We start from the raw sequence: 20,901 nt of genomic DNA on the forward strand, positions 1-20,901 counted from the left end.
CTGTTATGATTCTGAGTTATAATTATAACAAGCTTGTCTGGGGGTTGTTTTGTCAGAAATACGTTTGTCTGATATCGATTTGAACTTATTGTATGTTTTTCATATTTTAATTGAAGAACTCAATGTTACGAAAGCTGCTACGAGATTGAATGTATCCCAGCCTGCTGTAAGTCGTTCACTTTCTCGTTTGCGCGAAGTTTTTGATGACCCGCTGTTTATTCGAACTTCCCATGGCCTTTCTGCAACAGCCAAAACCTTGAGTTTGGCGTCCCAATTATCGGATACCCTGACAGGATTAGAAAGTCTCATTCAACCCTGCGAATTTGACCCAAAGACCAGTAAAAGACGGTTTATTCTTTCGACCACTGACTTTGGCAGTTTAACGATTTTGCATAAAATTCTTGATCAATTTCGCCAAGAAGCTCCCAACGCTATTTTAGAGGTTAAATCTTGGCACGAAGATATGGCGTCTGAGTTAGACCAAACAAATGTTGATGTTGCTGTTGCCGTCTTGTCTAAAGAGCCCCCTACAGGAATTAGAGCCATGAGATTAAAGACAGACTGTATGGTTTGCTTGGCTCGGAAAGGCCATGTAGATATTGACCAGACATTGACTCTTGAGGGGTATTTAACCGCTAGCCATGTGCAAGTCGTCTTAGGTCGTCGGGAGTATTTCGCGGTGGATAGGGAATTGGATAAAATGGGCCATAAACGTCATGTTGCTGTTCATTTACCTAATTTTGTACCGGCCGCACGAGTGATGCGAGAGAGTAATTTGCTGCTTACGGCACCAAGGCTATTTGCTGAACATATTATCGAGACTGAATCCGGGATTGAGATTCATGAGCTTCCCTTTAAAACGCGGGATTTTGATTATTCGATGATGTGGCATGAGCGTTTTCAGCGTGATGCGGCGCATGTCTGGTTTAGACGTTTATTGTCTCAGGCGTTTTTAGATTCAGCTGAGTAATTCCTTTGCTATTTGCTTATGAAGGTTGGTTGGATAAACGGTTTATCCATTCTTTTGTTAAGACTTCTACTAAACTATATCGTCTTAGGGTCATGGCTTCTTCTAATTGGGAGAAGTTTTCTTCTAAATAGTCGTGTAAAACTTTATCCCGTAATTGTATTAAAAAACGCATTTGTTCAGCCTGTTCATAAGTGACGTCTTTGTTTCCTATTAACGCATTTAGAACGTCTTTACGAGAGGAAACCTCTGCTTTGTAATGATGTTTCAATACGTATTTTGCTAAGTCCAGCATAGAAGCCACAAGTAGTTGAAACGAATGCTCAATTATCATGATTTCGTCTTTTGAATAGTTAACCGCTTTTGCTCCTTTTCTAAATTCATCAAGCCGTTTAATCATGGAATGTTGATGCTCATAAAGGGAGTTTTCCCATTCTGTATTTCTCATATTATTTGCCTGCTAGAGATATTGCGTTATTAATACTAACAGCACTCTGTTTTAGGGTGCTGTTAGTAGTTTAGGTGAGTTATGAGAAAAGTGAGAAGTTAGAAACCTGAGAAAGGGTAAAAAGGGTAGGAGTATCCGTATTCAACTTGTGTGTTCGCTTTTACATGCAAATAGCCTTGACTTTCACAAGCCGCGAGCAAAGCACCTGAACTCTGTTGTGGGTGAGCATAAGCCAGACCATCTTTGCCAATGGAGACGCGTAAAAACTCATCTCGCTTGATTGTTTTGTCGCGGTTGAAGCCTGCATCGACAAGGTAAGGTTGTGGAAGTTCAGCCATTTCACCAGAACAAATAGACAAAAGTAGGCGAGCGAACCAATGGTAGGTCACCAAAGTAGAACTTGGATTTCCTGGTAAGCCAAGAAATGGAATTCCATCTAGCGTGGCATGAACAATAGGTTTGCCTGGCTTAATGGCTATTTTCCATAGATGTACCTCCCCCAACTTTTCTAGTACACCTTTTACATGATCTTCCTCGCCAACGGAAACACCGCCAGAAGATAGGATAATGTCGCATGATTGTATTAGAGTTTTTAACGCGATTTCTGTGTCTTCTGGTGTATCAGCAGCATGAAGGCAATGGCGAACATGGTGGCCAGCATGGTTCACAAGAGCACTTAGCATTGGACCGTTTGAGTTATAAATTTGTCCGTTGCTTAGTTGTTCACCGGCAGGTATTAGCTCGTTACCAGTAGTCAGAATTCCCACATTTAATTGTTTGAAAACAGTCACATCGGTAATACCAAGACTGGATAAAAGGCCTATGTGTATGGGGGTGATTTTTTCACCTGCTTTGATGACAGTTTGTCCCATATGCATATCTTGGCCTCGTGGGCGAATATTATCAGCAGCTTCTGGTTGTTCATTGAAGATGACCTTATCACCCATTAATTGTGCGTTTTCCTGCATTATAACGGTGTCGGCGCCAGCTGGAATATTAGCGCCAGTAAAAATACGAGCACAGGTTCCCGGTATTAAAACCTCAGGGTGATGACCCGCTGGGATACGCTGGCTGACAGTAAATTGCTTACCTGCCTGCCAGTCGGAGCTGGCAATGGCATAGCCATCCATCGCACTATTATCGTGGGGAGGAACAGATATTTTTGCACTGATACTATCGGCAAGAACTCTGCCTACAGCATTAATTAAAGGGATGGTTTGCTTGTCTACACGAACACTAGCACTGCGTTTAATTTCTTTAAGGGCGTCTTCAAAAGCGAGCAAAGCGGACATATCTTTTATACCTCATGTACAGCAGGAACGTATGGTCCAATAAGCATGCCGACGAAATTGCAAGGTCTATGAGAGGCGTTGAGTTGTTCTTCCAAAATGCCATTCCATGCGGTTCTGCACGCGCCAGTGGAGCCTGGTAAACAGAAAATGAGTGTTTGATTTGCCATTCCTGCAATTGCTCGGGATTGAATCGTTGATGTACCTATTTCTTCATAAGATATTTGTCTAAATAGTTCACCAAACCCTTCAATAGTTTTATCGAACAGTGGTGTCATGGCTTCAGGTGTGCTGTCTCTCGAATAGAATCCAGTACCGCCAGTGATTAACACCACATGAGTTTCTTTGTCGGCAATCCAGTTGGAAACGACAGCACGCATTTGGTAAACGTCGTCTTTCACTAGCTTCCTTTCATTGAGTTTGTGGCCTGCTTTCGTTAGTAATTCAATGAGCGCATCACCTGAGGTATCTTCAGCAATGGATCGTGTGTCTGAAACGGTTAAGACACTGATGTTAAGTGGGCGAAAAGGAGTGGGTGTTTTAGCCATGAGAGTTCCTTGTTTAGCCTCCGGTTGCGCTCATGAAGCGCAGTATTTGAGGGGCTTCTTCGAGATTAAAATAATGTTTTTGGGGTTTCAGAGCGAGTGCGTCAATAATGGCACTTTCTAACTCGTCTGAGTTGTGGTCTATAGAATCTAATGGTGTCGCATGATATGAATGCTTGCGAAGTACGGTTTTTAAGTCTTTTGAATGATCATTGCCAAGACATAATAATAAACGCCCTTCTGCTGTCAGCCTGACACGATTGCAAGTATCACAAAAGTTATGACTATGAGGAGAAATCACTCCAATTTTATGCTCATACCCTGCTACTTGATAATAACGTGTTGGTCCGCTGGTGGTAGTCGTACTGGGGGTAAGTTCATAGTATTTACCAAGAGAGTCGATAACATCGTCACTTGATAGGTAGGTTGCCGCTCGGTTGTGGTCGGTGATCACGCCAAGAGGCATCTCTTCAATAAAACTGATGTCCATTTTGTGATCTAAAGCAAATTGAGTAAGATCAAAAAGCTCGTCATCGTTATGATTTTTCAGCATGACGCTATTAATTTTTAAACGCTTAAACGGCAGTTTGCTAGCGGTTTCTATACCATCTATAACTTGTTGGAACTTGTCTCGTCGAGTTAAAGCGTAAAAGCGCTCAGCTTTTAGTGTATCGAGACTGATATTGATTCTTGATACGCCTGCATTGAGTAGATCTCGTGACATTTTATAAAGCTGCGAGCCGTTTGTAGTAATCGTCAGTTCTTCTAATCCCTGGGTGTTAGCGATTTGCTCTATGGCCCATAAGATATTTTTACGAACTAATGGTTCGCCGCCTGTAATACGGATACGTTTGGTACCCATGGAAATAAAGGTTTTAGCAACATGAACAATTTCTTCTAAAGAGAGAATGTGTTCTCTAGACAAAAAGGAAACCTCTTCATCCATGCAATAGGTGCAACGAAAATCGCACCGGTCGGTGACGGAAATACGAAGATAGTCTATTTTTCGACCAAATGGGTCGATTAGAGCAGACGTAGTCAAGATAGATCCTCCACAAAATTGTTCCCCATAAAAGCAAAAAAATACTGATTAAGCAAAGTGAGAAAAAAGATTTCGTTTATATTTTTAGTATTATTGTACTTTATAAAGTTTTTTTGTTCTGACTGTCGTATTAAACACGACATAATACGAATAATTATTGAAGTAGGAGGGATGTCGTGAGTCAGGTCGTTAATAATCTTATTGGTTTGTTAAAGTTAGAGCGTGTGTCGGCTACTCAGTTTATTGGTCGCAGTCAAGATATCGGTTTTCCGAAACTTTTTGGTGGTCAGGTTATTGGTCAAGGCCTCAGTGCGGCTACGCAGACGGTTGAAGGGCGGTTTCCGCATTCATTACATTGTTACTTTTTGCGTCCAGGGGACTCTTCCCATCCTATTGAGTATGATGTTGAAATCGTTCGTGACGGCCGAAGCTTTAGTGTTCGAAGGGTGATAGCTTCACAATTTGGTAAAAGCATCTTAGCTATGACGGTTTCTTTTCATATTGAAGAGGATGGTTTGGTTCATCAAGATGCCATGCCAAATGTCCCAGGGCCTGAGTCTTTTAAGTCTGAATTGTCGCTTTATCGAGAACATGCCGATGAGATTTCATCAAAGGTCAGAGACTTATTTACCGCTGATCGACCAATTGAATATCGAATAGTCGAAAATCAAAACCCTTTCCGACCTCGTCCAGGAATTGCAAAACGCCATATGTGGATTCGAAGTGTGTCGGCTTTGCCTGATGAGGCCTTAGTTCATCAGTCTATGTTGGCCTATACAACCGACTATGGTTTTATTGAAACCGCATTGATGCCTCATGGTATTTCAATTGGAAGTCCTTACCTTACCGCTGCGAGTTTGGATCATGCTATCTGGTTTCATCGGCCTTTTAGGTTGGATGAATGGTTGTTATATGTCGCGGATTCGCCATCGGCTGATTCTGGTAGAGGTTTTGTGCGCGGGCAAATTTTCAATCAGAAAGGCGAACTTGTTGCTTCAACCGCCCAAGAAGGACTATTACGTTACTCGGATTAACGTAAGTGGTCGTGCTGTTTTAGAGCCCAGAGAACATGTTCTTTTACTAACTCTGAGGCATGGGGCAGGGCCTTTTCAAGAGCTTGTGTAGTGGTTGGGCTGGTTGGTGCGTTACCTAATGCTACAGCAATATTTCTACGCCAATTTTCAAATCCTGTGCGGCGAATAGGGGAGCCTTCGGTGTTTTTCAAGAAGGTCTCTTCATCCCATTCGAATAATTCCACCAGATCCGCTGAGTCTAAGTTGTGTCTTGGCTGAAAATCTTCTTCTTCAGTGTATTTAGCAAACTTAGTCCACGGGCATACCAACTGGCAATCATCGCAGCCAAAAATACGGTTGCCCATTTTACTGCGTAGTTCTTCTGGAATAGAGCCTTTGTGTTCGATAGTCAGATAGGAAATACATTTTCCCGCATCAAGCACCCAAGGTTCCACAAAGGCGTCAGTAGGGCATTGTGTTAGGCAAGCTGAGCAGCTGCCGCAGTGTCTAGTCTGTGTTGGCTTATCAACAGGAAGTGGTAAATTGGTAAAGATCTCACCTAATAAAAACCAGCTCCCCGCCTTTGGCGTAAGTAATAGGGTGTTTTTACCAATCCAGCCCATGCCAGCTTGTTCGGCAATTTGTCTTTCTAAAATAGGAGCGCTATCGACAAAGGCCCGGTAGCCATGGTCGCCAACAGTTTGCTCTATTTTCTTGGCCAGCTGAGTAAGGCGCTTACGGATTAATTTATGGTAATCACGGCCCAGTGCATAGCGTGCAATATAGGCTTTGTTTTTGGTTTGTAGTCTTTTTACGGTTTCGACAGATTGAGGAAGGTAATGCATTCGTAGAGAAATAACTCGACGCGTTCCTGGGTGGAGTTGCTCTGGGTAAAAGCGCATGTCGCCATGGTTCGCAAGATAGTCCATCCCTGCGTGATATTTATTGTCCAGCCACTCTTTAAATTCGTCTTTGTGCTTTGCTAAGTCAGGTTCGACAATGCGAGCATCCGCAAAGCCTAACTCTATTGCCCACGACTTTATATCGCTAGCAAGTTGGGATAACTCTTCTGGACTGGATAAAAACGGAGGAAGCAAATCGATACCGAAATAGTAGACGCTAGGCTAGGGAAAATTAGCCTAGCGTGAGTAACAATAAAGATTAGTAGAGTTGAGAGTCGCCTTTTACAACGTCCATCAATAGGTTGATAAATTTACGGTCAGCCTCAGTATGCTCTTCTTGAATCTTAATGGTTGTTTGGTTTGATACTTCTTCAGCAATACGTTGGTAAGCGTTCGGCTGATTGATATTCTCTTTGGCGATACGGACTAATTCACCAGCGAGTTCTGGATCCATAAGCATCTTACGAAAACAGCGTAAAAATTCATCAATAACTCGTTGTTGGTTAAGCTCATTAGCCATGGTAAAACTCCTAATCAATTAATCTCGCTATGACACCATGAAGCGTGGATTAGAGCAAGTTTTTATATGCTTTGTGTTGACAAAACTAAGTCGTAAAGACAAAATGAAAATCTATATAATTCGACGACACCCTGTCGATGACTCCTTTTTGTGGGCCACTAGCCCATCTCAATCAGATTTGTTCTGATAAGCACAAGTGTAGTATGACGCAATATTGTTATTCTATGCTTCTCCTCGCGAAAAGACGCGGGCAGTGTAAAAACTGCGATTTCTTGCGTTTGAGTGTTTGTTACTTTTATATAAATGTCCCTTATTTTAAAAGTTACCTCAGTTAGTTTAGCAAACTTCGTTCTATCAACTTTAATCTGCTTGTCTTATGCGGTTACAATAGCCGTACTAAAATTAAAAGACAGATAAATACTATAGAGGGTAACAAGGTGGAGTTATTATCCGGTGGTGAAATGATCGCCCGCTTCCTCAGAGATGAAGGAGTTGAATATATCTATGGTTATCCAGGTGGAGCCGCACTTCATATTTACGATGCTTTGCATCGTCAATCTGATGTAAAGCATATTCTGGTTAGGCATGAACAAGCTGCAACGCACATGGCCGATGGCTATGCACGTGCAACGGGCAAAGCTGGCACAGTACTTGTAACTTCAGGTCCTGGCGCAACCAATACCGTGACAGGTATTGCGACGGCGTACATGGACTCGATTCCCATGGTCATTATTTGTGGCCAGGTAATGAGTTATCTGATCGGTGAAGATGCTTTCCAAGAAACAGACATGGTTGGTGTATCTCGACCAATTGTAAAGCATAGCTTTACCGTTAAGCATCCTTCTGAAATTCCTATGATCATGAAAAAGGCGTATCACATTGCTACAACTGGCCGTCCTGGCCCTGTTGTGATTGATGTGCCAAAAGACATGACCATGCCTGGTGATAAGTACGAATATCAATACCCAGAATCGGTTTCTATTCGTTCTTACACACCTCCAACAAAAGGCCATAGTGGGCAAATTAAAAAAGCCGTTGATCTGTTGTTGGCTGCCAAGCGTCCAATTATTTATGCTGGTGGTGGCGTAATTATGGGCGGAGCTTCTGACTCCTTGGTGAAGCTTGCTAAATCTTTGAATGTGCCTGTTACCAACACACTAATGGGCTTGGGTGGGTACCCAGGTACAGACAAGCAGTTTGTGGGTATGTTGGGCATGCACGGCTCTTACGAGGCGAACATGACCATGCATCACAGTGATGTGATCCTTGCTGTGGGTGCACGCTTCGATGACCGTGTGACAAATGACCCTGATAAATTCTGTCCAGGCGCTAAAATCATTCACATCGATATTGATCCAGCCGCTATTTCTAAAACGATTCGAGCTGATGTGCCTATTGTTGGTCCTGTTACGCAAGTTTTAGAAGAGATGCTGTCTTTGGTTGAGGGTCAAAGCTCAAATACTGAGGCGCTTGAAAGCTGGTGGAAACAAATTAATGAGTGGCGCTTAGTGCATGGTGGTCGTTATGACACGAGCAGTGAGAAGATCAAGCCACAAGCAGCAGTTGAAGCTTGCTGGCGTGCGACTAAAGGTGATGCTTTTGTGGCGTCTGATGTAGGTCAGCACCAAATGTTTGCTGCTCAGTATTATAAGTTTGATAAACCAAACCGTTGGGTTAACTCTGGTGGTTTAGGTACTATGGGTTTTGGTCTTCCAGCCGCTATGGGTGTGAAGATGAACTTCCCTAAAGAAACCGTTGTATGTGTGACAGGCGAAGGCAGTATTCAGATGAATATCCAAGAGCTTTCAACTTGCTTGCAATACGGCTTACCAGTAAAAATTCTATGTTTGAACAATGGCTACTTGGGCATGGTTCGCCAATGGCAAGACATGAACTATGAAGGACGTTATTCAAATTCTTACTTGGATTCATTGCCTGATTTTAAAGTATTGATGGATGCTTACCGTCATAAATACGTTGAAATCCGTACCAAAGAAGAGCTTGACGCCAAAATGGAAGAAGCGTTTGCAATGACTGACCAATTGGTCTTCATCAATTGCTACGTAGATCCAGAAGAACACGTGTACCCAATGCAAGTACCACGTGGTTCTATGCGTGATATGTTCTTGAGCAAGACGGAGCGAACCTAATATGCGACACATTATTTCTGTATTGATGGAAAACGAGCCAGGTGCTTTGTCGCGAGTAGTTGGTTTGTTTTCTCAGCGAAACTTTAACATTGAATCGTTGAACGTTGCGGCAACGGATGATCCAACTTTATCTCGTTTGACTTTAACAACCTTTGGCTCAGACCAAGTGGTTGAGCAAATCACTAAGCAGCTAAATAAGTTGATTGATGTGGTGAAGCTAGTGGATCTTACTGAAGGTCAACACATTGAGCGTGAATTGATGTTGGTTAAAGTTCGTGCTACTGGTGCTCAGCGTGCGGAAGTGAAACGTACCGTTGATATCTTCCGTGGCAACATCGTCGATATGACACCGTCTATTTACACGGTTCAAATCGTGGGTGAGTCAGATAAACTTGATGGATTCTTGCAAGCATTGGGCGGTGCTCATTTGCTTGAGGTAGTTCGTACAGGTGTTTCTGGTATTGCTCGCGGTGAAAAGACTCTGTCTTTGTAAGCGTCTATCTTATTGATATGAACAGCCCCCAATAGTTGGAGATGCCAATTACTGGGGGCTTTTTTTATGGTTAAACCTACTTCATTCATCTATCAAAAAATTGGTAACGTAATTTGAACATGTTAAGTAAAAGTTTACGGTTTAAGTGAAAGTCTTTTAGCATCAACTAATTTTCAAATGAGCATGCGCACTATTAAACTGTTATATGGCAATGTTTTCTCATGACAGAATGTTTCAGCAAAGCTGGCTGTTGCTGAAAAGCATAAAGTGGGGAGTAAAATGCGTATTAAGGTTTGCAGCATAAGAACATCCTTTTTTAAATTAGTGGAATATTCACAGGGCTTTTATACTGCAAAGCCATCAAACTTTTATTGTAAGGTTTGTATAAATAACAATTAATTATAATCACGCTAAAGGCCGTTTAGATTAAATTGCTTAGGCCAGTCTCGGTAGTTGAATACTTGGCCTTGTTCACGGATGCGGGCGATTTCGGATAAATCCACAGTGGCAAATACCCAGCCAGCTTGGTTGTCTTCGCCTTCTGCTAGAATGCCATTATCAGGGAAACCATAGTCCACTGGCGTATAGACGCTAGCACGTCCTGTATTCACATCTACCGCTTCGGACCAAGGTGCGTTGCCAATGGTCGGGGATTGCACAACATAGCATTGGTTTTCCAAAGCACGAGCTTGGCAGCCGATTCGTACTCGATGAAAACCTGCTTGAGTATCGGTGCAACTTGGTACGAGTAAAAGATCGGCGCCCGCAGCCACTTGTCGATTGGCTATCATAGGGAATTCTGAGTCGTAACAAATATGAATGCCAATGCGACCCAGTTCGGTATCCATGACTTTTATCTGATCGCCGCCACTAATATGCCATTGCTCGTTTTCAAAGCGCGTCATCATCAGTTTATCTTGGAAATCAACAAGCCCAGTGGGACCAAAAAGGTATGCACGATTGACAAAACGACCGTCGTTTTGCTGAGTAGGAAAGCTACTGGCGAGGATAAATAGGTTATGGCGTTTTGCTAATTCTGTATGCAGGTCATGCCACTTTGGTAATAGGCTTTGCATGGCATGAAGCTGTTGCTGCAAATCACGATAAACCGTTTCGCCAAATAGGGAAGCCAGTTCCATACTGCCATACTCAGGGAAGACCAAGAGTCGAGCGTCTTGTTGTGCCGCATTGGTTACCCAGCGCGCTAGCTTTTCGGCAAACTCTTCCCATTGGTGGAAAAAGCCAATGTCATATTGTGCGGTAGCCAGTGTAAATTTGCTCATAATAGGTCTGTCGCCTTCACGCTAAGGATTTCATCCAAAATGTCATGGGTTTAAGAGATTCTGTTTTTTCACAAACTTCTTTCCAACTGAAATGAGTGGCAAGCTCTGGGTGTTTTTCATAGCCACGGTTATGCCAGAACCGATCCAGAGGTTGGTAATTATCTGGCCGAGCAGGGTGATTTTCTGGACGTTGTACCGCGCAAAAACAAGAGTGTGTGATTCCTGCAATAGTTTTTGCATGGGCTTCGCGATGATCAAAAAAGGCGACACCAGCCCCTTGTCCTCGATACTCAGGTAAGAGTACTGACTCTCCACAATAGAAGATCTCATCGAGATCATAACCGGCTTTTTTAAATGGCTGTGTAACTTCATCGGTTTCATAGCACAGTGGTAAACCCGTTGAAGCGCCGACGATTTTATCACCATCAAATGCTAAGACGATCACGCTATTTGGTGCTTCAATATAGGTTTTAAGGTAGCGAGCTTCGTATTGCGCATCGCCATCATAAAGGTAAGGGAAGTCACGGAACACGCCCATTCGCAGGTGGGCGAGTTCATCAATATATTGATTTAAAGCGGAGCCTGATAAGCTTTGGAATGACAGCATAGTCTATTTTCTACCATGATCAGAAATGGGGTTATGCGGAGACTTGTGCGATCCAATCTTCTAAATTGTAGTAGTTGGTGACACGCGCCACTTTGCCGTCACGAATATCAAAAAAAGCACCGGCAGGCAGTTTATAAGCCTGACCATTGGCTTCGGGCAGTCCATCATCCGTGGCGATGTATTCACCTAATACGGTAAATTCAACCGCAGCACGATCACCAGATGGATTAGACATCACAACTATGTCGACGATGGTTTCTTTGTAGTTTTTGTTCATGCGGTCCATGAAAGTGGCAAAGGTGTCTTTGCCTATCTCTCGGTTGCCTTGGTTTATGTCATGAATAACGTCGTCAGTCAGCAAAGACAAAAAGGTGTCCATATCTTGAGCATTAAAGGCATTGTAGTAAGTTTGCAGTAATTCAACTGTTTCTTGGCTCATGTTAAGGGCTCCAGAAAATAAAAAATAAAGGCCAAATGTTAGTTATTTCTGGCGCATCGAGAAAGGCTTTTTTATGGCATTGGCAAAAACAAGCAATAGCTTGTCGTCTATGAATGTATTCATCATTGGGTAGTGTTTCTCGGGAAGAATCAGCAGCGTTTATTGCAAACGCTACTTTGGTATTTGTAGAACGCTTAGAAGTGTAAGGTATAAATGATCAGGCTGGCTGCTGTCGATAAAACTGAGACAATAGCCGATAGACATCCGGCATTTCTTTTTTCATCATTATAGGGTCTTCAAAAAAGGTTTCACTGCATACAGCGAAGAACTCAGCAGGGTTAGTTAGAGCGTATTCATCTAGAGGAAGGTGCTTATGATGTTGCCAATCATTACGTAAATGTTGAAATGCTTCGGTGAAAATGTCGTGCCATTCTCCCGCCTTCATGTCTGGGTGCATTGGTGGCGCACCATTGGCACCATCTCGTAACATATCTAGCTTATGAGCAAATTCATGAATAACCACATTACTGGCTTTACCGTGTCGCACGTATGGACCCGTTTCTAAAATAGATTGCCAAGATAGAATCAAAGGTCCACGTTGCCATGCTTCACCACTCAGGCCCCGACCTTCTGGGTGGATGACACCATCCTCACTCTGATAAGGGTGATTAGCGATAAAATCGCCTTCATATAGAATGATCGTCTGACAATGATCGTACCAATCTAATCCAAGATGCAAAATGGGCACGCAAGCCATCGTTGCGAGTTTTAAGCACATGCTCTCTGTAAACTCAAATTGACCACCAGGAGCGATGTTCTTACGAGCAATAAAATGCAAACTCATTTCTCGAAGAGCTTCCCGCTCAGGGCCTTGATAGCGGTTCATGACAGGCCAGTCTGAGACCGCCGCCTCCCATTCTGTTTCTGTGAATCCCATCGCGTCGATACGTCGATTTTCTAGCCAGTTAGTGAGTTGTTTAAACATGGCGCTGCTCTCGATTAGTGGCCATTTTGGTATCAACTTGATTGCTGAGTAAATGGCTAAGTCTTTTTATAACAAGGTATTAGGTAATTATTAGCAAAATTGTTGGAATAGAATAATACACAATTTAGTAAAGTCGTGTTTCTCCTTAATTCTTATGAATTCCTCCGACTTTGCTGCCTTAATCTCATGCTTTTTTGATTATATGATAGCGGTCAAATATATGACGTCATCCTTATGTTGAGGATTGGTTAACTCCAATTAAGCAACGAGAGAGCTTCCTTTGAAATTATTTTTAACTTCTATATCTAATATACGCACCCATTCATTTTGGTTAATAAAACGATCTTTATTCGCGTCTTTATTAATTAATACTTTAGGGTATGCGCAAGCGGAAGAGTCCGACGTTCAAGCGGAATCAGCTCCTGCTAGTGAAAACATTCAAGTAGATCAAGAGTCTAAAGGGTATCGATTTTCAAATCAGACAGTGATTGATCTGGCAAAAAAGCTTGCTCAGTCGCCTATGAAGCCAGCTGAAAAAGCGCCTCAAGATTTAACGGATATGGATTATTCAAAATATCGACAAATTAACTTCCAGCAAAACCAAGCGGTTTGGGGAAATACGCCGACTAAATTTTCTGTCCAGCTTTTTGCCCCCGGTTTTATATTCAATGATTTAGTGTCTATTGATGTGGTTGAAAATGGTCGCGCCTATCCTCTAAACGTCTCTTCTGATTCATTCAAAACACCCAATGAAGAAATTAGTAAATTGATCTCTCAGGTAGGGAAATTTGCTGGGCTACGACTGCATTACCCAATTAACAAAGCGGACGTCAATGATGAGTTCGTGGTTTTTCAAGGCGCAAGTTATTTTAGAGCCATTTCGCAGGGGCAGTCTTATGGTTTATCAGCACGCGGTCTCGCGGTCGATGTTGCTCAGCCAAAGGGTGAAGAGTTTCCTATGTTCAAACAATTTTGGATTGAGCGTCCATCCTCAAGCCAAGATGCCATTGTTGTTCATGCGTTACTAGACAGTAAAAGCGTCACAGGGGCCTATCGTTTTGGTATCTACCCTGGCAAGCCAACGCACATTTCAGTGAAAGCCACTTTGTTTCCACGAGTTGATTTGAATAATGTCGGTATTGCACCTTTAACGTCTATGTATATGTACAACACATCTTTAGATGCATCCGATGTCCCAGATTATCGTAGAGCGGTTCATGATTCTGAAGGTTTGCAGATTTTAACGGGTAATGGCGAAATGTTGTGGCGCCCCTTAAATAACCCAAAATCGCTGCAAGTCAGTGCTTTTAGTGATACGTCTCCAAAAGGGTTTGGTTTGATTCAACGTCATCGCGCATTTGAAGACTACCAAGATTTAGAAGCGAACTACCATACTCGTCCTTCGGCGTGGATTAAGCCAATGAACGATTGGGGCGCAGGGCATGTTGAATTGGTTGAAATTCCATCCAACTCAGAAACCAATGACAACATCGTTGCGTATTGGCAACCTAAAGAAGGTCTTAAAAAAGGTCAGTCTTATACCTATAAATATTTGATGACGTGGTCGAACGACACGCCGGTTTCATTAGACTCTCCACGTGTTGTAAGAAGTGCCAAGGGGGTGAAGTTATTTAAGACAAACCCTGAGGTCGTTATTGATTTTAATAAGATGCCGGATGTGAATGTCGATGATCTGACCATTGATGCCAGCATTAGTAAAGGCAAAATACTCGAAGCAATTGCCGTTAAAAACCCACATCAAAATGGCGTCCGTGTTTATGTGTCTTTTGATCCTCAAGATGCCGGTTTGGCCGAGCTAAGGGTTCAATTAAAACAGGAAGGCACCGCCATTTCCCCTACCTGGTTGTATCGCTGGATTAAGGAATAATCATGTTATTAAAGGAGAGCGCTATTAATCGCGCATTGCCCAAAGAGTCGAATTTAGACATGCCTCGTCATGCCGTTAACGAAGAGGCAGGGGCGCGAAAAAGCAGGATACAAGGCTTTGAGTTTACGACAATATTATCGCGCCTATTTGTCTTGGTGTGTACGATTGGTTTGTCATGGTACGGCGCAACAGAAATGTATGCCGTACTGAATACCAATGCGATTGCCGGCTTGCAGTGGGCGTTTTTGGTGTTGTTCTGCGTTAACTTTACATGGATATCTTTTGCCTTCTCCCAAGCCACCTTGGGTGTGATTTTTAAGCTGTGGCCTTTCTCATATACTCGTAATGAGCAAGATGTTGAAGGTGTGACGGCAATATTGCTACCTGTCTACAATGAAGACCCATTGCGGATTCGTGCCAATATCCAAGCCATGCATGAAGACTTGTTGAAACAGGCGCCAGGTAAATTTGCCTTCTTTATTTTAAGTGACACCAACAGGGCAGATGCTTGGATCGCAGAAGAGCAGGCTTTTCGCCCTTTGTTGAATCATGATGAATCGGCTTGTCCGATTTACTATCGCCGTCGTTACAATAATGCAGAGCGCAAAGCGGGTAATATTGCTGAGTGGGTGACGGCTTACGGCGGTGATTATGAATGCATGATTGTTTTGGACGCCGACAGCTTGATGGGCGCGGATTGTTTAATTTCTTTGACGCGTCGTATGGCCGCCGAGCCAAATCTCGGTTTAATTCAAACGTTACCAACGATTATCCGCGCCAATACTTTATATAGTCGTATTCAACAGTTTGCTAACCATTGTTTTGGTCCTATCTACGCGTCAGGTTTGGCGGCATGGCATGGTTATTCCTCTAACTTTTGGGGACACAACGCCATTATTCGAACCAAAGCCTTTGCCGAAGCCTGTGGTCTACCGGTCCTTAAAGGGAAGGCGCCATTTGGTGGCCATGTCATGAGTCATGACTTTATGGAAGCCGCTTTATTGCGTCGTGCAGGTTGGGGAGTGCGTTTTGATACAGATTTGAGTGCTTCCTATGAAGAAGCGCCACCTTCTTTAGTGGACGTCATTGTTCGTGATCGCCGCTGGTGTCAAGGTAACTTACAGCATAAGGCATTTGTTGGTGCAAAAGGCTTCCATTTTGCCACTCGCTTGCATTTGTTGTCTGGCATCATGTCTTACCTAAGTGCCGTTTTCTGGTTGCTATTGATTGTGGTGGGTTTTGCCCTTGCTGTGCAGGCGTATTTTGTTCGTCCTGAATACTTTGCCAATCCATCATTATTTCCAACATGGCCTGTGTTTGACTTCGAAAAAGCCCGTTCATTGTTTGTTTTATCCATGGCGTTGGTGTTGGCTCCTAAGGTTTATGGTTGGTTTTCTGCCATGCTGAATTTCCGCCGCTGTATGCAGTTTGGTGGTCCTATATTGCTGACGTTAAGCACGTTAGTGGAAACCATTCTCTCAGCGCTTTATGCGCCAATTCTAATGTTGTCGCAGTTTCAAGTGGTTTATGACGTATTTAAAGGTCGCGATAGTGGCTGGAAGCCGCAATCTCGTGACGATGGTGCAACGCCTTGGAAAGAAGCCGCTCGTGCTCACTGTAGCCATACTTTGTTAGGTATCGGGCTAGCTGGTGGCGCGCTCTTTTTGAGTAAAGAGCTTTTCTATTGGTCCTTGCCAATTAGCTTTGGCCTAATCTTGTCTATTCCTTTGTCATGGTTAAGTGGCGGCGCTAAACGCGGTAATGTGATTCATCACCTAGGCTTGATGCGCGCACCTGAAGAGAAGCGCCCACATCCTATTATTGAAATGCAGGATCGTTATGATAAGGCACAAGAAAGCCTGAATTTTGATGATGCTCAAACCTCCTTGCAGCGCCTATCTTCTGATGCCGATTTGTTTTATTGGCACCTTGTCCAAATGCCAGAGGATATTCCAGATAAAGAGTTTTGCCGGGCGTGGATTTGTGCTGAATGGCAAATCCTTAATAGCGATAATATTCAGAGTTTGCTAGATCACCTGAATGAACAAGAATGTCTCGCTATTCTTCAACATAGAGAGCTTATGGCGGCCATGGAGAAATACCTGCCCAAAGATAAGCAAGTAGATACCTCTTCAGAAGAGTTTGCTTTGGCTTAAGTGAGCTTGATTTAGACTAAGTTTAAAACGGCGCAAATTGTCTTTGCGCCGTTTTTTTTATGTCAGGAATGATCGTTGAAGGGGAACTCACTTAAGGGAAAGGCTCTGGTTATCTTTGGCTGTTTCATTGAAAACATCGTATTGACTGAACGAACCCCTCTCGCTTGCAATAACTGTTTGCTTAACAGTTCATCGTAACTCACTAGATCTTTGGTAATGATCTTTAATAAGAAATCACAATCGCCGCTCACCGAATGACACTCTTGGATTTCTGGGCATTTGCCCACGACGGTAAGAAAGGGCTCCAGTGTTTCTGGATGGTGGTTATCCATTGAAACTTGCGCGAACGCGATCACATTTAAATTCACCTTCTTGGGATTCAGTTCCGCCGTATAGCCATTGATATAGCCTTCATCTTCTAGGCGTTTTAGGCGTCGCCAGCATGGCGCGGTGGAAAGACCAATCTTATCGGCTAACTCTCTATTGCTTAAACGACCTTCTTTTTGCAAGGCAGCAAGAATACTGATGTCAAATTTGTCGAGCATAAAATGTGTTTCCAATTATTGTTATTTGAAGAAACTTTATTGCTCAGTTTGGCAAATACTCGGCAATTAAGAAAGATAATTTCGCGCCATCATGGATAAGATTAATAGCATCATACTTATAAAAATAAAGCTGAAAAGCAGCAGAGATGGTGTAATCCTATGAATCAATTGCTAGAAAAAAATCATCGTGTCAAAAATGTCATTCGTCAAAAGCCTGAATTTGATTGGCTTCGAGTTAGTCAATTAATGCTGTTATCTCGTGCTTTGGACGAGATAGAAGAAAAAGAGCTAGTACCCGAAAAGTTAGTGTTTAATCAGTTTTCAGCCCGTGGACATGATTTTGCGCAAATTCTTTTAGGCTCTTTACTAACTCATCCTCACGATGCCGCAAGTGGCTACTATCGATCTAGACCCTTTGTTATGAGTCTTGGAATTGACTTGGATGAAGTGGTTGCGTCACCCATGGCGAAAGCCGATGGTTACAGTGATGGTAGAGACATAGGTGTGGTGTGCAACTATCCAAATGTCGATAGAAAAGGTGCTATGTTGTTTCCTATGTGTGGTGGGGTTGGTGCCCAATATACGCCTATCTCTGGTTGGGCTCAGTCTATTCTTTATTATAAAAATCAGTTAAATGATTCAAGCTACGCTGGTGCCATCGCCGTGTCTATGGGTGGTGATTCTTCCATGTCGACCAATGGCTTTTGGTCAGCTTTAAACATATCGACGACCAACAATTTACCGCATTTATTTTATATCGAAGACAACGGTTATGGCATCTCTGTTCCGCAGGAAGTGCAAACGCCGGGTGGCGATCAGGTAGCCAATCTCAAAGCTTATAAAAATCTTAAGATTATTGATGGCGATGGAACCGACCCTGAGCTGACGCCTGTTCTGATAAAAGAAGCGGTTGAATATGTACGTTCAGGTAAAGGAACGTGTTTGCTTCGCCTTAAAGTGCCGCGTTTATGTGGGCACACTTTCCAAGATACGCAAACCTACAAAGACAAAGACTTTATTGCGGACGAGCAAGCGAGAGATCCTCTGCCTAAGCTTAAGCGTTATCTGCTTGATAATGGCTTTATGACCGAGAATGAATGGCATGATTTGGAAGACGAGTGTTATCGCGATATTCGTCATTCTGTAGACAAAGCCAAAGCGCGTCAGCAACCTGACCCTGAAAACCTTACGCGATTTGTTTATGCCGAAAAAGATAAAGTTCAGCTTCGCGGTGGATTAGCGGCGAGCGGTCATGTATTTCCAACTCAAAGTGATCAAGCAAAACCAGAAGGTTCGCGTCTAAATATGCTAACGGCGATCCGTAAAACTTTGGACTATGAGCTCGCTACGAACCCAAAAGTGATGGTGTTTGGTGAAGATGTTGGACCGAAAGGTGGTGTTCACGGGGCAACCCTCGGTTTGAATGAGAAGTTTGGTGGCGATCGAGTGTTCGACACCAGCTTATCGGAAGAGGGCATTATTGGGCGCTCTGTCGGTTTGGCGCTAAGTGGTTTGATGCCAGTCCCCGAAATACAGTTTCGTAAATACGCTGAGCCTGCTGCTGAGCAACTTTCTGATGCTGGGATTATGCGCTGGAGAACCAATAACCAATTTGCTGCACCTATGGTGGTCAGAATTCCGGGTGGTTTTGCCCGACGTGGTGATCCATGGCATTCCATGAGTGATGAAGTGGAGTGGGCGCATAAAGTGGGCTGGCAATTAGCCATGCCATCCAATGCTGAAGATGCTGTTGGTTTACTGCGTTTTGCCCTAAGAGACAATAACCCGACCATTTTCTTTGAGCATAGATCTTTATTGGACAATAGTTGGTCTCGTCGTCCCTACCCAGGAAATGACTATGTTATCCCATTTGGCAAAGCGAAAACGATCCTGACTGGCACTGCGTTAACCGTTGTGTGTTGGGGGGCGATGGTGGAGCGTTGTCAGAATGCCGCCACAAACCTTGCTATGAGTATAGAAGTCATTGACCTGCGTACTATTCAGCCGTGGGATAAAGAGGCGGTACTGGCTTCTGTGGAGAAAACCGGACGCTGCTTGATTGTTCACGAGGACAATAAAACCGCGGGTTTTGGTGCCGAGATTGCCGCGACTCTGGCGGACGAATTGTTCTTTAGTCTTGATGCGCCCATTCAGCGATTAACCATGCCGGATATTCCTAACCCTCATAACTTTTTGTTGTTAGAAAAAGCGGTTCCGAGCGAGCAAAAGATCGCTGATGCCATGAAAAAACTGATTGAAGTGTGAGGGTAGGCGTATGAACGAATCAATGACTATTACACTGCCAGTTGGGGCATTAGAAGGGACGGCAGCGGTGTTTTCTGCTTGGCTGGTGAATGAAGGAGATACTGTCCATAAGGGAGATCCTATTCTGGAGCTAGAAACCGACAAAGTGGCGATGGAAGTATGCGCTGAAAAGGATGGCTCTATTGGGAAAGTTCTGGCGAAATCGGGGGATGATGTCGATGAACAAACGATTCTAGGTTACTTAAACTGTGGTGAATCTAGCGAGCTTGCTTCAGTGCCGGTTGAATCAGAAATAACGCCTCATTCCCAGACGACTGAAACATCGCCAAGTACGACCAAATTGACAGAAGGTGAAGACGAGGTCGCTAGAAAAGGGTCGCGACGTCATTTAATTGGGCCTGCTGTACGCAAACTGCTTAGACAATACGATGTGAATGTGTCTGCTATAGAAGGTACAGGGAAGGGAGGGCGAGTAACGCGAGACGATGTGCTTGCCTTTGTGGAGGCAAAACCCGATAGCGCACGCATCATGTCGGACGCGCCTTTATCTTCAGTAGGAACGGAAGCTTTAAAAAGTAAGCGCGTTCCCCATACTGCCATGCGCAAGAAAATTGCCAGTCATATGGTTGATAGTTTGCTTCATACATCGCCTCATGTAACGAGTGTTTTTGAGATGGACATGGGGCGCATTATCGAGCACAGAAAAATGTGCAAAATGGGTTTCGAAGAAGCGGGGGTTAAACTCACCTTCACCGCGTACTTTTTGGCGGCCAGTGCAAAGGCGATGCAAAAAGTGCCCGTTGTAAATGCTCGTTTTCATGAGGATTGTCTGGAAATATTTGAAGACATTAATATTGGAGTGGGCACGGCATTGGGGGATGATGGTCTTATTGTCCCTGTGGTTAAACATGTGCAAGAGAAGAACTTATTTGAAATCGCTTCCGCGCTTCAACAACAAACGGATAAAGCGAGACAAGGCAAATTAACGGCTTCGGATATGAAAGGAGGCACATTTACCATTTCTAATCATGGCGTGAGCGGCAGTTTATTGGCTGCGCCCATTATTATTAATCAGCCGCAAGTGGCTATTTTGGGGATTGGCAAACTTGAAAAAAGAGCCGTGGTAGAAGAAGTAAATGGCGAAGATATCATTGTTATTCGACCAAAATGCTATGTGTCCCTAAGTATTGATCATCGTGCCTTGGATGCGTACCAGACGAACTTATTTTTGAGTCACTTTGTTGAGGTGATAGAAAACTGGCCAGTCCCAGAATCCAAGTAAGAACGGAAATTTGAGGGCAAAAAAATGGCTATCATCGCAAGGTGATAGCCATTTTTATTGGCATTCATACGGTATTTGCTTG

Annotated in this window: 19 protein-coding genes; 8 read left to right on the plus strand and 11 right to left on the minus strand. The window is 43.5% G+C overall.

Translation table 11 applies throughout. The features are described from left to right. Positions 1-49: 49 nt before the first annotated feature. Positions 50-970 (plus strand): LysR family transcriptional regulator, encoded by a 921-nt coding sequence (locus tag C0J08_RS05495; RefSeq protein WP_212655102.1) that lies wholly within the window; start codon positions 50-52, stop codon positions 968-970. Positions 971-986: 16 nt separating this feature from the next. On the opposite strand, the gene C0J08_RS05500 is transcribed toward C0J08_RS05495, so the two are convergent. The 4 genes from C0J08_RS05500 to moaA form a co-directional block, all read right to left on the minus strand. Then, complete coding sequence (locus C0J08_RS05500) at positions 987-1,415, minus strand: HepT-like ribonuclease domain-containing protein (RefSeq protein ID WP_212655103.1); 429 nt, start codon at positions 1,413-1,415, stop codon at positions 987-989. A gap of 98 nt (positions 1,416-1,513) precedes the next feature. After that, positions 1,514-2,707: a molybdopterin molybdotransferase MoeA gene (locus C0J08_RS05505; protein WP_212655104.1), complete on the minus strand. Its 1,194-nt coding sequence runs from the start codon at positions 2,705-2,707 to the stop codon at positions 1,514-1,516. Between the two features lie 5 nt (positions 2,708-2,712). Continuing rightward, positions 2,713-3,252: a molybdenum cofactor biosynthesis protein B gene (gene moaB, locus C0J08_RS05510; protein WP_212655105.1), complete on the minus strand. Its 540-nt coding sequence runs from the start codon at positions 3,250-3,252 to the stop codon at positions 2,713-2,715. 13 nt (positions 3,253-3,265) lie between these two features. After that, positions 3,266-4,291 carry a GTP 3',8-cyclase MoaA gene (moaA, locus tag C0J08_RS05515; protein WP_212655106.1) on the minus strand — a complete coding sequence of 342 codons (1,026 nt, stop codon included), beginning with the start codon at positions 4,289-4,291 and terminating at the stop codon, positions 3,266-3,268. A 176-nt stretch (positions 4,292-4,467) separates the two neighbouring features. Between moaA and C0J08_RS05520 the strand changes: the two genes are divergently transcribed. Then, the gene (locus C0J08_RS05520; RefSeq protein ID WP_212655107.1) at positions 4,468-5,325 is read left to right on the plus strand and encodes an acyl-CoA thioesterase; all 858 of its coding nucleotides are present in this window, start codon (positions 4,468-4,470) and stop codon (positions 5,323-5,325) included. On the opposite strand, the gene queG is transcribed toward C0J08_RS05520, so the two are convergent. Then, positions 5,322-6,401 carry a tRNA epoxyqueuosine(34) reductase QueG gene (gene queG, locus C0J08_RS05525; RefSeq protein WP_212655108.1) on the minus strand — a complete coding sequence of 360 codons (1,080 nt, stop codon included), beginning with the start codon at positions 6,399-6,401 and terminating at the stop codon, positions 5,322-5,324. The genes C0J08_RS05520 and queG overlap by 4 nt on opposite strands. Positions 6,402-6,465: 64 nt before the next feature. After that, on the minus strand, positions 6,466-6,726 hold the full coding sequence (locus C0J08_RS05530) for a hypothetical protein (RefSeq protein ID WP_212655109.1): 261 nt from the start codon (positions 6,724-6,726) through the stop codon (positions 6,466-6,468). A gap of 437 nt (positions 6,727-7,163) precedes the next feature. On the opposite strand from C0J08_RS05530, the gene C0J08_RS05535 reads away from it, so the two are divergent. Next, entirely contained in the window at positions 7,164-8,876 is a 1,713-nt protein-coding gene (locus C0J08_RS05535; RefSeq protein ID WP_212655110.1) for an acetolactate synthase 3 large subunit, read from the plus strand. A gap of 1 nt (position 8,877) precedes the next feature. After that, complete coding sequence (gene ilvN / locus C0J08_RS05540; RefSeq protein ID WP_110577225.1) at positions 8,878-9,369, plus strand: acetolactate synthase small subunit; 492 nt, start codon at positions 8,878-8,880, stop codon at positions 9,367-9,369. A 410-nt stretch (positions 9,370-9,779) separates the two neighbouring features. On the opposite strand, the gene C0J08_RS05545 is transcribed toward ilvN, so the two are convergent. From C0J08_RS05545 to C0J08_RS05560, 4 genes are all read right to left on the minus strand, one after another. Beyond that, positions 9,780-10,652, minus strand: a complete 873-nt coding sequence (locus tag C0J08_RS05545; protein ID WP_212655111.1) for a carbon-nitrogen hydrolase family protein — start codon at positions 10,650-10,652, stop codon at positions 9,780-9,782. Between the two features lie 16 nt (positions 10,653-10,668). Then, positions 10,669-11,259, minus strand: coding sequence for a GNAT family N-acetyltransferase (locus tag C0J08_RS05550; RefSeq protein ID WP_212655112.1), 591 nt, complete (start codon positions 11,257-11,259; stop codon positions 10,669-10,671). Between the two features lie 31 nt (positions 11,260-11,290). Beyond that, complete coding sequence (locus tag C0J08_RS05555) at positions 11,291-11,698, minus strand: ketosteroid isomerase-related protein (RefSeq protein ID WP_212655113.1); 408 nt, start codon at positions 11,696-11,698, stop codon at positions 11,291-11,293. A 217-nt stretch (positions 11,699-11,915) separates the two neighbouring features. Continuing rightward, positions 11,916-12,683, minus strand: a complete 768-nt coding sequence (locus C0J08_RS05560) for a M90 family metallopeptidase (RefSeq protein ID WP_212655114.1) — start codon at positions 12,681-12,683, stop codon at positions 11,916-11,918. Positions 12,684-12,963: 280 nt separating this feature from the next. Here C0J08_RS05560 and C0J08_RS05565 point away from each other — a divergent pair, with 280 nt between their 5' ends. Together C0J08_RS05565 and mdoH are read left to right on the plus strand one after the other, a co-directional pair. Continuing rightward, entirely contained in the window at positions 12,964-14,571 is a 1,608-nt protein-coding gene (locus tag C0J08_RS05565) for a glucan biosynthesis protein G (RefSeq protein WP_249344524.1), read from the plus strand. A 2-nt stretch (positions 14,572-14,573) separates the two neighbouring features. Beyond that, a complete protein-coding gene (gene mdoH / locus C0J08_RS05570) occupies positions 14,574-16,727 on the plus strand; it encodes a glucans biosynthesis glucosyltransferase MdoH (protein WP_212655115.1) in 2,154 nt (717 codons plus the stop codon). Between the two features lie 62 nt (positions 16,728-16,789). Here mdoH and C0J08_RS05575 read toward each other — a convergent pair whose 3' ends face one another. After that, positions 16,790-17,272 (minus strand): Lrp/AsnC family transcriptional regulator, encoded by a 483-nt coding sequence (locus C0J08_RS05575; protein WP_212655116.1) that lies wholly within the window; start codon positions 17,270-17,272, stop codon positions 16,790-16,792. A gap of 159 nt (positions 17,273-17,431) precedes the next feature. Here C0J08_RS05575 and C0J08_RS05580 point away from each other — a divergent pair, with 159 nt between their 5' ends. Continuing rightward, entirely contained in the window at positions 17,432-19,537 is a 2,106-nt protein-coding gene (locus C0J08_RS05580) for an alpha-ketoacid dehydrogenase subunit alpha/beta (RefSeq protein ID WP_212655117.1), read from the plus strand. Positions 19,538-19,547: 10 nt separating this feature from the next. After that, positions 19,548-20,819, plus strand: coding sequence for a 2-oxo acid dehydrogenase subunit E2 (locus C0J08_RS05585; RefSeq protein WP_212655118.1), 1,272 nt, complete (start codon positions 19,548-19,550; stop codon positions 20,817-20,819). The last annotated feature ends 82 nt before the right edge of the window (positions 20,820-20,901 follow it).

Source organism: Marinomonas sp. CT5 (assembly GCF_018336975.1).
In the GTDB taxonomy this organism is placed as follows: Bacteria; Pseudomonadota; Gammaproteobacteria; order Pseudomonadales; family Marinomonadaceae; genus Marinomonas.